At 59.1% G+C, this 12,587-nt stretch carries 20 protein-coding genes; 1 reads left to right on the top strand and 19 read right to left on the bottom strand.

Features of this window, described 5'->3' with window-relative positions; translation table 11 throughout:
• Nucleotides 1–5: 5 nt before the first annotated feature.
• The 6 genes from BLL36_RS18570 to BLL36_RS18545 form a co-directional block, all read right to left on the bottom strand.
• The gene (locus BLL36_RS18570; protein WP_076952791.1) at nucleotides 6–1,943 is read right to left on the bottom strand and encodes a phage terminase large subunit family protein; all 1,938 of its coding nucleotides are present in this window, start codon (nucleotides 1,941–1,943) and stop codon (nucleotides 6–8) included.
• Nucleotides 1,915–2,460, bottom strand: coding sequence for a terminase small subunit (locus BLL36_RS18565; protein ID WP_065890650.1), 546 nt, complete (start codon nucleotides 2,458–2,460; stop codon nucleotides 1,915–1,917). The genes BLL36_RS18570 and BLL36_RS18565 overlap by 29 nt, the downstream gene beginning before the upstream one ends.
• A 153-nt stretch (nucleotides 2,461–2,613) precedes the next feature.
• Entirely contained in the window at nucleotides 2,614–3,354 is a 741-nt protein-coding gene (locus BLL36_RS18560; protein ID WP_076952790.1) for a hypothetical protein, read from the bottom strand.
• Between the two features lie 19 nt (nucleotides 3,355–3,373).
• A complete protein-coding gene (locus BLL36_RS18555; protein ID WP_076952789.1) occupies nucleotides 3,374–3,565 on the bottom strand; it encodes a hypothetical protein in 192 nt (63 codons plus the stop codon).
• On the bottom strand, nucleotides 3,522–3,908 hold the full coding sequence (locus tag BLL36_RS18550) for a hypothetical protein (protein WP_076952788.1): 387 nt from the start codon (nucleotides 3,906–3,908) through the stop codon (nucleotides 3,522–3,524). The genes BLL36_RS18555 and BLL36_RS18550 overlap by 44 nt, the downstream gene beginning before the upstream one ends.
• Nucleotides 3,905–4,228 carry a phage holin, lambda family gene (locus BLL36_RS18545; protein WP_033901767.1) on the bottom strand — a complete coding sequence of 108 codons (324 nt, stop codon included), beginning with the start codon at nucleotides 4,226–4,228 and terminating at the stop codon, nucleotides 3,905–3,907. Before BLL36_RS18545 ends, BLL36_RS18550 begins: the two co-directional genes overlap by 4 nt.
• A 237-nt stretch (nucleotides 4,229–4,465) precedes the next feature.
• On the opposite strand from BLL36_RS18545, the gene BLL36_RS18540 reads away from it, so the two are divergent.
• Nucleotides 4,466–4,708 carry a hypothetical protein gene (locus tag BLL36_RS18540; protein WP_076952787.1) on the top strand — a complete coding sequence of 81 codons (243 nt, stop codon included), beginning with the start codon at nucleotides 4,466–4,468 and terminating at the stop codon, nucleotides 4,706–4,708.
• A gap of 103 nt (nucleotides 4,709–4,811) precedes the next feature.
• On the opposite strand, the gene BLL36_RS18535 is transcribed toward BLL36_RS18540, so the two are convergent.
• The 13 genes from BLL36_RS18535 to BLL36_RS18475 are packed head-to-tail and all read right to left on the bottom strand — an operon-like array spanning nucleotide 4,812 to nucleotide 12,563.
• Nucleotides 4,812–5,201: an antiterminator Q family protein gene (locus tag BLL36_RS18535; RefSeq protein ID WP_076952786.1), complete on the bottom strand. Its 390-nt coding sequence runs from the start codon at nucleotides 5,199–5,201 to the stop codon at nucleotides 4,812–4,814.
• Nucleotides 5,198–5,485 (bottom strand): hypothetical protein, encoded by a 288-nt coding sequence (locus BLL36_RS18530; RefSeq protein WP_076952785.1) that lies wholly within the window; start codon nucleotides 5,483–5,485, stop codon nucleotides 5,198–5,200. The genes BLL36_RS18535 and BLL36_RS18530 overlap by 4 nt, the downstream gene beginning before the upstream one ends.
• Nucleotides 5,478–6,836 (bottom strand): tyrosine-type recombinase/integrase, encoded by a 1,359-nt coding sequence (locus BLL36_RS18525; protein ID WP_076952784.1) that lies wholly within the window; start codon nucleotides 6,834–6,836, stop codon nucleotides 5,478–5,480. The genes BLL36_RS18530 and BLL36_RS18525 overlap by 8 nt, the downstream gene beginning before the upstream one ends.
• A complete protein-coding gene (locus tag BLL36_RS18520) occupies nucleotides 6,833–7,423 on the bottom strand; it encodes a hypothetical protein (protein ID WP_076952783.1) in 591 nt (196 codons plus the stop codon). Before BLL36_RS18520 ends, BLL36_RS18525 begins: the two co-directional genes overlap by 4 nt.
• On the bottom strand, nucleotides 7,420–8,793 hold the full coding sequence (locus tag BLL36_RS18515) for a replicative DNA helicase (protein WP_076952782.1): 1,374 nt from the start codon (nucleotides 8,791–8,793) through the stop codon (nucleotides 7,420–7,422). The genes BLL36_RS18520 and BLL36_RS18515 overlap by 4 nt, the downstream gene beginning before the upstream one ends.
• Nucleotides 8,790–9,617: an ATP-binding protein gene (locus BLL36_RS18510; protein ID WP_076952781.1), complete on the bottom strand. Its 828-nt coding sequence runs from the start codon at nucleotides 9,615–9,617 to the stop codon at nucleotides 8,790–8,792. Before BLL36_RS18510 ends, BLL36_RS18515 begins: the two co-directional genes overlap by 4 nt.
• A complete protein-coding gene (locus BLL36_RS31060; protein ID WP_076952780.1) occupies nucleotides 9,601–10,350 on the bottom strand; it encodes a hypothetical protein in 750 nt (249 codons plus the stop codon). The genes BLL36_RS18510 and BLL36_RS31060 overlap by 17 nt, the downstream gene beginning before the upstream one ends.
• The gene (locus BLL36_RS18500) at nucleotides 10,347–10,580 is read right to left on the bottom strand and encodes a hypothetical protein (protein ID WP_076952779.1); all 234 of its coding nucleotides are present in this window, start codon (nucleotides 10,578–10,580) and stop codon (nucleotides 10,347–10,349) included. Before BLL36_RS18500 ends, BLL36_RS31060 begins: the two co-directional genes overlap by 4 nt.
• Nucleotides 10,577–10,909 (bottom strand): hypothetical protein, encoded by a 333-nt coding sequence (locus BLL36_RS18495; RefSeq protein ID WP_076952778.1) that lies wholly within the window; start codon nucleotides 10,907–10,909, stop codon nucleotides 10,577–10,579. The genes BLL36_RS18500 and BLL36_RS18495 overlap by 4 nt, the downstream gene beginning before the upstream one ends.
• Complete coding sequence (locus BLL36_RS18490) at nucleotides 10,906–11,640, bottom strand: Rha family transcriptional regulator (RefSeq protein ID WP_076952777.1); 735 nt, start codon at nucleotides 11,638–11,640, stop codon at nucleotides 10,906–10,908. Before BLL36_RS18490 ends, BLL36_RS18495 begins: the two co-directional genes overlap by 4 nt.
• Entirely contained in the window at nucleotides 11,637–11,936 is a 300-nt protein-coding gene (locus BLL36_RS18485) for a hypothetical protein (RefSeq protein ID WP_076952776.1), read from the bottom strand. The genes BLL36_RS18490 and BLL36_RS18485 overlap by 4 nt, the downstream gene beginning before the upstream one ends.
• Entirely contained in the window at nucleotides 11,923–12,234 is a 312-nt protein-coding gene (locus tag BLL36_RS18480) for a hypothetical protein (protein ID WP_076952775.1), read from the bottom strand. The genes BLL36_RS18485 and BLL36_RS18480 overlap by 14 nt, the downstream gene beginning before the upstream one ends.
• Entirely contained in the window at nucleotides 12,231–12,563 is a 333-nt protein-coding gene (locus BLL36_RS18475) for a DUF3077 domain-containing protein (protein ID WP_157697318.1), read from the bottom strand. The genes BLL36_RS18480 and BLL36_RS18475 overlap by 4 nt, the downstream gene beginning before the upstream one ends.
• Between the last annotated feature and the right edge of the window lie 24 nt (nucleotides 12,564–12,587).

The raw sequence follows: 12,587 nt of genomic DNA, 5'->3' as shown, positions 1-12,587 counted from the left end.
TCTCGCTACCAGAATGTGGATTTCTTCCGTGGGCGCTCTTCCGTGTCGGGCTCGTTGCCACCAGGCACAGCTGCAACCAACAGATCGAGATCGAGCCCGAACCGCTGCTGGCAGATGCGCAGGGCGGCGAGCGCGTACACGAAGCAGTCGAGGGCTTCGTTTCGGCGGCCACCGCTGTCCCAGCGCATCACACGCTTGCCTTTGGATATGGCTGCTTTTTTCTTTTCAGAGGTGAGCTGCTTGACCTCCGACTCGTCGCAGATCACGTCATTGGCCGGCAGGTGAACCACCCCGGGCTGAGACACGCCAGCCTGAGAGGCAGCCGTATCGACCGGCAAACCCATGCGGCTGTAGAGCAACTCTTTGGCGTTGTCGGTACCAACCTCGGTGAGGAATACCTTGTGCACCTTGTTCTTCGTGCGCGGGAAGTTCGCGATCGGTTTGCCGTAGATGGTCGCGCCATGGATTGGCACTACCCAGTGCACGCCGTGCTTACGGCTTTCGGCGTAGACCTCATCCGCATAGTGACCGCCGGCGTCCCAAGTCCAGCGCTCTACCTTCATGACGGTGCCGTCCACGCGAGTGAACTGCCTGTGCAGCTCAAGCCCCACCTTGCGGCGAAGCTCTTCGCTGGCCGGGTCGCCCATCAGAATGAAACGATGGACCAGCCATGCCTCCTCGCCTGGGCCGAACGACCAGACACGCCCCTCGAAACGGTCGTCCTGGGTATCGATGCCACCAACAAGAACAAGGCCAAGGGCCGGGACCTGCGGATAGACTTCGCGGCGACCGTACAGAACTTCGGAGTCGAGCTTCTCGCCCTGGTCGTCGTCCCACGTTTCGCCGCGCGTGGTGTTCATGAAGGTGATCAGCTTTGAGACATCGCCTTTCACCTTCAGCCATTCTTCCGCAAGGCTGAGCCAGGTACTCCAGGTGCTGTAAATCGCCCAGATGCTGAAGCTGACGGAGCGCGGGGTGCGCATAATTTCGCCATCAACGCCAAACCAGTCCATACCGTCGCGAGTCCAAATGCCGGTGTTTTCGCAGATCCAGCGACCAGCCTTCGAGGCCTCGACCATCTCGTTGTGCCAGATCACGCAGGCAGCGTGCTCGCACAAATACCAGGCCTTTTCCGCTTCGCCGAGCGCGTTCTTTTCCCACTTCAGGCCGAATTCGCAATCCTTGCCGCCCCACTTGAGCGTCTGCTCCTGGTGGCAGTGGGGGCAATCGATGTGAAACTTGAGCAGGTACGGCGACTCCTCGACCGCCTTGGTGATCTGGCAGGAGCCGACACGCTTTGGCGTTGAGCCACGAATCGACTTAGGGTAGATCGCACCATTGAGGCGCTTGTCACCCAGGGTGATCGGCGAGCCCTCACCTTCGACGCTCTCGTCGAAGTTGGACAACTCGTCGTAGATCACCTCGTCGGCTGACTTCTCGCGGTAGTTGCGCGAAGCCTTGCCGCCCCGGATCCAGAGTGTCCGGCGGTTGGCGAATATCTTCTGGTCGAGCGTGTTGTCGCTGTGCTTGCGGCCGAACCACGGCGCCAGGTCACCCACCGCAGGTACGTCTCGGATCATGCCGTTGACGTGGCTCTTGCTGATGTCCTCGGCGTCTGGGTCCGTCGGACTCCACATCATCACGTTGCGGCGCTTGTGCTGAATCTTGTAACCGATGTTCGCCATCAACAGCTTGGTGTAGCCGATCCGCGCCGACTTGATGAAGTTGACGACATTGATCAGGTCGTTGCCCATGCTGTTCAGGATTGCGACCTGGAACGGCTCGGTCGTCCACTTGCCCTCGTTGTAGGAGGACTCAGCCGACATGTAGAAATTCTTGTCCGCCCACTCGACGGCGGTTTGCGGTGGTTCTTTATAGAGCGCCTGGAGTCCTAGCTTGATCGACTTGCGCAGATCATTCAGCCACGGACTCAGCGTACTCATCTAATAATTCCGGAAGTTGCTCGCCAAAGCTGGCGGCAATATTTCGAGCAAGCGCAATCTCCCGCTCGACCGACTCGATGATGCGAGGGTCAACCTCCGGGTGGCGTCGAGTGACGGTCTTGCCGACGGTGTCCAGTTTCGAGCCGATCTGAGCGGCGATTTTTGCCAGGGCAAATGTGGCGAATGGAACGGGCACGAGCTGCTTGTCCAGCACCAGGTTCTTCTTCTCCTGGGCAATGCGCTGAGCGGCAGTGAGGCCGCGGCGCTCTTCGAGCAGCTTGTACTCGATCAGCGGATCGAGACCTTCGGTTCCATCCCCCGTCGGTTGTTGTTTCCGTTGCGCATGTTCAACGCGGTTTTCCACCACATTCTGCACGGTATAAAACGCCTCTCGACCGATGCGGGCGACAGGCGCAACTCCCCATTTGTCAAAGGCTTGCGGGGAAATCCCGAGGCTCGAAGCCATCTCGGATTTGTTCAACCACCCGCGCTGTTTGGTTGTTTCGTTTTTGGCCATGATTAAACAACAACCAACCGTGGGAAAAAGGTCATACATATTTGGCGCGCGGGGCCCGAATTACCCGCATGGGGCTGGGGGCCGGGGAAGGACCCAAAGGGGGGGGGTGGGTGCACCATCCAGGGGCGCCCACCGCCCGCCATTCGAGAACCCCTATCGTTTCGTCGCCAGGGCTGTATCCATCGCGCTTTGGAACTCACGAATCCTGTTCGCCTTCACGATGTTGTCGGCGATCTTGTAGAAAGGGAGGATAACTCGGTAGCCAGGCTCCCCATCACTAAAGATGAAAACCGGCCGAACTGCATCACCCCATGCCGTCTTCTTCCGCTCCCAAACACCCTGGGTGCCGCCGACTTCGCCGGCGAAATACTTCTGGGCATTGCCCTTTCGCTTACTGCGCTTACTTCCCGTGGCGTTGGCCTGCACACCACTAACAGTCTCGGCCGCACCAAGGCCAGAGAGGATCTTCATGATCGTGCCGCGGGGAACGTTGCCGAACTGATTGAGTGCTGATGCTGCGGGAAGTGCGTACTGCCCAGACTTCATGATCCCTTTTGCGATCAGTGCTTTCTCGAACCGCTTATGAGGTCGGCGACCACCCTTCACTGCCTGCTGCAGGTAGGTGTCAGCCGGAACGCCTGATGTCCACGCATCCTTGAAGAACGTGCGGGCTTCTGGATTACCCGGCTTGGCGGGCTTCACGTAAAGACTATTCAGGGTCGTTGTCGTAGGCCTATCAATGCGGGCCTTCAATACCGATAACTCACCCTTCTTTACCAGCACAGCCAGGCGCGTAGCCATCAATGCGAAGGCGAAGGGCAGCTGCTTTTCACCAACAGTGCGCAATGCCTTCGAAAGCTCTTCGATGTTAGTTCGAGCGTCGATCTGAAGCATCTGATATCACCGTGGCTGACTACTTGCTCTGGCTGCGCTTGATCTGGGCGTCTACCTGGTCGGCGCAAGTGTCGAGCAGGTTGATTGCCCTGTCCTTGAGCTCCCACACATCGCCATTCAGGCGAAGGTCGGCGGCATCCTCATCAACCCGTTCGCACGGGATCAGTTCAGGGGCTTCCAGCCTTACGGCCTGGGTCTTTGTTACTACCACCGGCTTTGCCGCGCAGGCCGTCAGGCAGAGGCTGAGCAGCCCAATCACGAACAGGCTTGCTGTTGCGCTTGAGGTCTTCAAAGTTCTTCTCCGCCTTTTTCGCCTTGTCCTGGCTGGCCTTGAGGCGCTTTGCCAGATCGGCCTGGTATTCGGCATTGCGCTTTGCTTCAGCGCGCAGCGTGGTGATGGTGGCCTGGCTCTCGGTATTGGCCTTGATGGCGTCATCCTTGGCCTGGGTCTCGACGCGCTTCTCTTCGCGAAGGTCTTCAACCCGCAGCTGTTGAATGCCGACCAGCAGAAGACCCACCAGGGCGATGATGATTGCTGCCGCGATCGCCTTCATGCCGAATCAACCTTTTTGCCCAGGAAGCGGATGATCATGTCCCTGATCGCAGTCACACCGATGAAGCCAATTGCCCCACCGGCCGCTACTGAAAGGCTCGGCGGCCAGGTCATCCACTCAATAATGCTGCTCGCCGACAGGCTGAGAGCACCACAAATCAGCGCCTCCAAGATGATCCGCCACTTGTTTGGCTCTTTCGCTTCGTACAACACCCGAAGAAGAGTAATCGTGACGGCCATGATTGCGCCCTGCCATAGCGGGTTCGAGAGGGCCAGCCAGATCTGGGCCCACGTGTCTGGCTTGTCTGGCATGGGTGGCATCCGGATTTCCTCCCTCTCGGGGAGATTGATAAATCCGGCCCCATCAGCACTCCCGGCCATAGCAACGGGTGTGGTGGAGCCGAAAACGAAAAAGGCCCGCCAATACGGCGAGCCTCGAAATGTGTAAATAACCCAACGGCTCCATCGGTCTAGACGACCTTCGGCAAGTGGATCCAATCCAAAATTGGTGCTATCAGAAAGCGTGGCAATACGCCACTTACTGAAATGGTGTCTGTTATGGTTTGGAAAAGCGACGACAACAAGAAATATCGCGGCAAGTTAGACCGGATTTACGTGTCAGAAACTGAAAAATGGGAAGTTGAATACTTCATCGACCATTACTTGAAGACGCGAAACTATAAACAAAACGAAGAGAATCGGAGCCTTGTGGCACACAAGCTAGAGGATGCTCCTGGCAAAGCGCCGCATAAGCGCGATGACTTGAATGCGTGGTTAGACAAGCAATACGGCAAAGCATAAGTAAAAGCCCGGCTCAATGGCCGGGCTTTCTATGTGGTGTCGCGCTTGAAAAGCTGAACACGGTGTCATGAAAACAGGTGTTTATCCGCGTGGAAAGTGATTTCTACGCGACCTCACGAAACACCTCGATAGCGCAGTCGACCCAAGCCACGCCGGCCTTGATCAATTCGCGCGCCTTGGCTTCCCCCATCTCGTTTTCTCGCGCAATCCGAAGTGCAGGCCACTTCGCGCCGAAGTACAGCCAGATGAAGTTGCCCATCTGCGCGTCACGCGTGGCGAGCTTGGCCACCGCCCGATCCACCACCAAGGCGACGTCATCCGTGACGCAATAATTCTTGATGCCGCCCTCCGTGACGTTGTTGTCGCGGATCAACGCATAGAGAGGAGATACGTACCGAGGCACGCCCATCCCATCCATCCGCCACCAGCCCCACTGCTCGAGCAGGTATTCAGTATCGCCCAAGGGTTTGTCGACATACGTGCGCTTCTTCATGCGGCTTTCCTCGGGTCTGGATCACTCAGGCCAAACAGGTCACGCAGCAACCGGTCAGCGGATTTGTTTTTGGCGTTCCCCTCGATCAGCCAGCGTTGGCCGAAATCATGGAAGCCGATCTGCACACGACTACCGTGCCAACTAGCGACCATATCCAGCAGGTAAGCCAGCGCATTCGGGCCGCCGACTTTGACCTTGGCCAATTCCTCGCCGGCGATCTTTAGAAAGCGCCGCTCCAGGTCGCTCATGCTTTTGCGCGGCAATGCCGCTGTGACGTTACTCATTGCCGTCTCCTGGCTGTTGGTTTGGTGTGGGCTGGGTGCCGCCTTGACCTAAAAACCTCCTCCTCGGAAGTGGATACTGATTCACGCTGGAAGCCTCGTTATTCATGGTCTCGCCGGGTAATGCCTCGCCTTCCTGTCTCGCGAATGTCCCACCATGCAACGCCTTGAAACCTCGTTGATCGAGGTAGGCGTGCCAGGCCTCTAAGGCCTGCCGCTTAAGCTGCTCGGCGGACGTGTGGATATAGGCCTGGTCGAGATCCTTCATGGCGTGATTCAGCAGCAACTCCCCGACCATGTAGTCGACGCCCAGGTCAGTCCAGGCCGTACGCGCCACCTTGCGCAGGTCGTGGCTCGACCATTCGCCGTGGGATAGGTGTGTGAACATCGTGCTGGCCTTCGTCGCGCTGAGTGCTTGGCTGGAGCTTCCCGGGAACAGGAACTGGCCGGTGTAGCCCCTGCCCTGCTGCACAAGCCGGTACCGCTCGAGCAGCGCCTTGGCCTGGACGGTCAGTGGCAGGGTGTGCGCCGCTTTGGTTTTGGTGTCCGCTGCCGGGATGAACCACTTGCCGGTGTCGGTGTTGACGTTCTTCCAGCGGGCCAGTCGGGTTTCGCCCAGACGCGTGCCGTGGCAGAGCATCAGCCCCGCCAACACACATGCCGCCGGCGAATCGTCGAACTGCTCGACCAGCAGGTCCAGCAGGCCAGGCACGTCATCGGAGTGAAGCCGCGCCGCCTTGGCCTTGATCTTGGTGCGCACGAAGTCGGTGAACTCCAGTCCTGCCAGCGGGTTAACTGCCAGCAGGTCCAGGCGATAGGCCTGCCGCACAGCCACCCCCAGGACGCCCCAGACCGAGCGCACGAACGACAGCGCGTAACGCTGCTGCATCGGCATCAGCAGCAGTCGGTCAATGGCCGGCCTGTTCAGCCCAGCCAGCGGCAGTTGACCGAGACGTGGCTGCAGGTGCCGCTTCAAAGCCGACTTGGCACTGGCCTTGCGTTTCTCGGACAGCGCCCGGTCGCGCGTCATGCGCTCCAGGTACCAGGACAGCAGTTCGCCCACCGTGGACCAGTTGGTGGCCGTGGACTTAGCAGCAGGATCAGCAGACCGGCGGGCCAGGATGGTCGGCAACGTTGCCAGCATCGCCTTGGCGTTGATGTCGGGATAGTTGCCAGCCTTGCCCCAGTCCTTGCCCACCACTACGTGCCATGAGCCTTTGGCGCGATCCACGGTGGAATAACGGAACCTGAGCGCCGGGTGCCGAGGATCGCGCAATTGGCGAACGTCACCAGCCTGATTACGACGGATCTCGGCGTCGGTCAGTTGAACGTGCAGGGTTTTCGAAGCGCTCATAGGCTGACGCTCCTGACTTCCAGATATTCCTGCTGGCTCATACGGTTGCGCGCTTGGGCCGAGATGGCATAGCACCAAACCTCATAGGCCTCGGCAGGAGTACTCCCGGCACCAGCCCATGGATGCTCCTTGGAGTAACACCAGAAGGTCCCGCTGCGCCCGGTGATAGTCGCTTTCGGTAGCTTCCCGGTAAAACCGGACTTTCGGTGCCCAAGCCATTCGGCCACGGCCGGCCAGATGATTGCCTGCTCGGGTTTCGTGAAGTCTGTTTTCCCGTTATTTGGATGAACCTCGGCTAAGCCATAGTCATCGTTGGCGACCCAGAGCCTAAAGCCACTGGGTATATGCAAAAGGTCGAAACCCTTGCGCGCCCAGGCCCAGTCTTCAGGAAAATCCCGGATCGACGCCGCGATGCGGTTGGCTTCTGGATGCTCGGGCGCTTTGGCGACTACAGCCCCTACCGGAAGAACGGAGGGCTTGCAGTCCTCCAAAGCGGATTGCAATGCGCCTATGGCTTCACCTGCAACTAATGGATCTGATTCGGTGCTACGCCCCAGCACAAAGTCCATCAAATTAAATTGCTTCACGCTTTCTTCCTCCCCTTGTACTGGTCAGCGAAGGGTCGACCGATCTCCACCTCTTCCTGGGTGGGCTCACGGCCCGCGAAATTGACGAAGCGCGCGAACTTGCCCTGCTGCTGCACAACGCACGAACCGACCGGCGCGTGCCTGCACTTGGGCATGATCAGCTCGGTCACGCCGTTCTGGCCCTGCTCGTCGTCCATGTCGCGGTGAACCAGGATGATGCAGTGGGCGTCAGCCTCGATCTGTCCAGAGTCGCGCAAGTCGGAGGCGATCGGCTTCTTGCCGGGGCGCTTGGTCGAATCGCGGTTGAGCTGGGCCAGCAGAATCACCGGCACTTCAAGTTCCTTTGCAATGTTGACGATGCCGGTCGATATCTTGCCGAGCTCAGCGGTACGGTTGAATGCCTTGCCGTCGGAGCCGATCAGGCCGATGTAGTCGATCACCACCACATCGAGACCGTGCTTGCGCTTGACCTGGCGACAGATACTTCGGATGCGCGCGACGGTGAGACCCGACTTGTCGCTGACGTAAAGGGGCTTGCCCATGATCTTGTTGACTGCAGATGTGAGCCGCGGCCAGTCGTCGTCTTGCAGTTGGCCATTATCCAGCACTTGCAGATCGACGCTACCCAGCGACGCCAGGGCGCGGTTGGCGAGCTCCTCCTCGGGCATCTCCAACGAGAAGACCATGCCAACGCCCAGACCGGAGCAGGAAATGTGCTGGGCGATCTGCAGGCCGAGCGTGGTCTTACCGCTGCCTGGAAGTCCGGCGACGATGGTCACGGTCTTTTTACGCAGCCCGCGGATCAGCTTGTCGAGATCGACCAGTCCGGTAGAGAGCCCAGACTGCACTGAGCCGTTGAACTTGGCGTCGATGATGTCGATATTTCGAGTCACCACTTCGTCCATGCGCTTGTAATCGGGCTCCCCAATGTCTAGGTCGCGTAGATCAGCCATAGCCTGCTGCGCGCTGGCGATGATTTCAGCCACCGGCCTGTTCTCGCGGGCCGAATCACGCACTGCGTCGGCAGCTTCGACCAGGCGCCGGAGCACTGCCCTCTCGGCCACCGTTCGGGCGTATGCCTTCCAGTTGGCGGTGCTGGGCGTGTTTCTCGCCAGCTCACCAGCGTAGGCAATGGTGGTACCGCCACTTGGAAGGAAAGGTTTGAAGTCGTGAAGCGTGACGGGATCAACGGGGGCCCCGGTAGCGTGCAGGTCAATCATCACCTGATACAGCGCTGCGTTTTCCGGATCGTGGAAGTCGGCGGTTGTCACGCTAGCGGTGATGGAGTCGAACAACTCACCGTCCAGCATCAGGGCGCCAAGCAGCGCGTGCTCGGCCTCGTCGCTGTAAAGCTCGCGGTATTCGTTCATGCGCGCCCCCGTGCCGAGGCCCAGGTGAAGCCGGCCAGCAACGCACCGTTCTCCCGCAGGCGATCAAGCGCCCGGGCGCCGATGTACTGCTCAAGGCTTGGCGTGGACTTCCCTTCAACGTCCTGCTTCGATGTGGCGGGCAGGTTGGAGATCAGCACCGAAGGCCGGACCAGTTGATAACGCCGGTCGATGACCTCATGCAAGACTGCCAGCTCGTACGCGGTGCCCGCCTGGGCGCCCACCTCATCGATCACCAGCAGATCAAAGCTTGCCAGCTCATCGATCACGTCGCCCTCGGTGTATCCGGAGTCCCGCGCCATCGAGCGCTTGAAAACCCGGATGATCTCGGCGGCTGTGGTGATCACTGCGATCGCATTCAGACCGATAACCTGGCGCACGATACTGCAGGCCAAGTGGGTCTTGCCGGTACCGACATTCCCGGTCAGCAGCAGGTTGCGGCCGGCCAGGTAGTGCAGGCCGAAGTCGTTGGCGTAGCCCTGGCACCTTTCGAGCGCCTCAGACATGGACGGAGTAGTGGCTCGGTAGTTACCGAATGTGCACTCGGCAAACCGTGGCGTGATACCAGAGCCTACCAACGCGCTGTTGAGGCGCTCGGCGGCAACATGAGCAAGCGCCTGGCTATGCTCGGGACTACCGGTAGGTGCTACGCGCAGGCCGTGGAACTGGCACTGCTTGCAGGGACGGACAAGCATCGAGCCGTCGAATTGCTCAACCTCTGAACGATCCACCACACCGTGGATGGGGCATTCGCCGGCAAACGAGCGCATTTCAGGTTGGCGACGGAAGTTAGAACGCTGGCTCATCGTCGCCTCCTTGGTACATGTCAGGTGTGTGGTCTGGCAGGTTGTTGAACGCCTGGCCGGCGGCCGTGCCGGGCTTGAGCACATCAGTCCAGCGCTCACCGTTAAGCCAGGTCGACGCCATCGGCACGAACTGCCCGTCATCTTTGGTCCAGTCGCGGGAAACGCGGTGGCTGCCCAAGGAGGTCATCAGGGTTTGGCGAAGTTCAGCGCTTGGCCTCAGCTTCTCCCATGCCTTGCGAGCGTCCTTCTTCGACTTCTTGTTGGGGTACAGCTTCCAGAACACCTCGAAGGCTTCGGCCAGGCCCTTTTCGACCATAGGTCTTTCAGTACTTGCTGCTTTATTCAGTCCTTGCTTACCTTCAATACTTACTAGGGGGGGATTTACCGGCGACGGTTCAACCGGGCCCGGATAATCCGTCGCCGGTGATTCCGACACGGTGTAGGACCGTCCGCCGAACTCGCCACCTTCGGCGCGCTCAAGGAAGATTTGCAGATAGCCTGCCTGCTCCAGTTCGCGGATCAGACCCCTGACAGCATCACGGCCGGATGCCTTGCCCAGGCAGTCCTTGGTCTGGCCGATCAAATGGTGAGTGGACACTTCCCAGTGGTCAGGCTTGCCCAAGAGAAACACCAGCATCCCGCGGGCGCCCCAGCTGAGGCGCTGGTCTTCGCTGATCGCCTTGTTGAGCAGGTAGAAATTTCCCTCGGGCCGTGGGGCGCGAATAATGCTCATAGGCCCATCTCCCGCGTAATACGGGCAATGAACGCGTCGTAGGTCTCGGTCATAGCTACGCCGCGATCCTCCAGAGCGCCACGGCCAGCCTTGGCCAAGCCGTAGATCTCCCAGCGCTCGCGCTCAGGCAGATGGCGGCAATTGGAATAGCAGGGCCAGGGCCCGGCGACTACTTCAGCGGTGGTGGGAGCTTGGGGAAGATTGCCGGAGGCAATATCGTAGGTGGTCATTGAAGAGTCTCCACGGCAGGCAACTGATCCTTTCCCGGGCACAGCACGATCCCTTCCAGTTGCCGTTGCAGTACGGCCTGTCTGAGCAGGTCTGCATTCATCCCTGTAAGACGGCGCACGAGGACGCGCAGCGCCATGCAGGATTGAGCAACTTCGAACTTTGCGTCATGCAGACTTCCTTCACATGCGTCATCGTCAAATAGGATTTCTTGCGCCATGTCCACACCGGTCCAGGCCTTGTAGGCCAATTGATCGTTGGTGAACTGATCCATGTGAGCCTCATCAATCACCGTCGGCTCCGTGGAAGGTTTCGGGTCTTTTTTGCTCATGCGGAATTCCTCTGGCGCAGCTTGAAGCGGCCTTGCTGAATATCAGGGTGGGTGGCGCGTTCGGCGGTTTCGAAGGTGCACTCGGCGGCGAATCGGTCGAAGCGGCGGGTTATGTCGGCTTTGGGCCAGATGGCGTAGGGCTGACCGCCATCTTCGGCGTGCTTGCTGCGCACCATGGCGAACGGCAGCAGAGCGCCAGGGATGTCGCGCATCACAGCGTTAATCACCCATTGTGGAATGCCGTGACGCAGGTTGATGCGGGCGCGGATTGAGGTCATCGACTCGAAACCGGCCGGCATCGAGTCCAGGTATCGGACCTGCTCAACGTTGGCCACCCGAGTTTCGATCCGCTCCAGTGCCACCTGCTGTTCCCGCTGCTGCCGCTCGACCGCCACCAAGTGGTTCGCGTTGGCGGCAGTGATCTCGGCCTGGGTCATTGGGCGCGCGGCCTGCTCTTCTAGCGCCTGCCAGCGGTCTACCAGCGCAGCGGTAAACTCAGGACTGAGTTGAGCGACCAATACGAAGCTGTCGCGCTTGCACACTTGGTACTGCTCGACCGTTTGGCCGAGGTGGTTTTTAACTTCCTCAATTTGAGGGAGTTGAATGGTTTTGCGCTCAACCAGCGTTTCGATAGTCCGCTTTACATTGTCGTGACGCTTACCCACCAACTCGGCGATCTCTTGCGAGGACATGGTGACGGCATCGCCGCCTTGAAATTTGGCGATGGTCATGGGCAACTCCTTGGATCTGGGCCGGCCAACTGATCCGCCAGGTCTCCGCGAGCAACACGGAAGGCTTGCTCCATATCTTCCGCAGAGCGCTCGCCCTGATAGGTGAGCTGACCTACGTACGCTTTTTTCGAGTCAGGGAACCGAGCGTTAAGGAGCTCTGCACCGTTCTCAGCCTCTTCCGCTGTTGCAAACGGATGGATCATGCGGGAGCAAGGCAAGCCGTTCTTGATAACTGCGGGCGTAGTAATGAACCAGTACGTCACACCCGCTTCGGAGACGCTTTTATCGGTCGACATTGAAGATCTCCCGATGATTGATCGGCTTGGCGTCTTCGATCTCTTGATCCGTTTTCCAGTGGTTCGCCAGAAACCCGTGGGAGTGCAGATGGATCTCATCCATCAGATCGCGCATCCGGATATTGATCGGGCGGCTGCTACCGCCAAGGGAGGGCGAGATCGCCTGGATGTAGACTGTCCGGAGCTCGTCGAACAGTTCGCGGGCGTGGCGTAAACCGCGCTGCTCATTCGCGGTGAGTGTAGAGTTGCTGACCATTACGCCAGTGCGATGCGAATCGCCGTTGGTGAGGATGTTCATTGCCCACCCCCTTGGATTTTGGCTCTCATCACGGCGCCCGTTGTCGAGTCCATCAACGCCTTTGAGCTCTCAATCAAAAAGCGAAGGCCATAAATGGTGTTGGTCTCAATCCCGTCATCAGTGAGGGAGGTCATGATCTCGTCGACCGCACCGAGCAACATTGAGGCCGAGTTCAAAGCGGTCTCAATGTCCTCACCGCCCCGAACAGCGAGAAGAGGATGCGAGCGAACTCCGTCAGCGCTCACGTTTTGATAGTAGAAATCCGAATGCCCGGTGAGCAGCGACTCTTGCGCTAATGTTGGTTTGTTGCTATTTTTTGGGCGTGACATATCGTTCTCCAGAACGAAGAAGTA

This window comes from Pseudomonas cedrina subsp. cedrina (assembly GCF_001983175.1).
GTDB lineage: Bacteria > Pseudomonadota > Gammaproteobacteria > Pseudomonadales > Pseudomonadaceae > Aquipseudomonas > Aquipseudomonas cedrina.
This window is presented reverse-complemented; position numbering and strand designations above follow the sequence as displayed.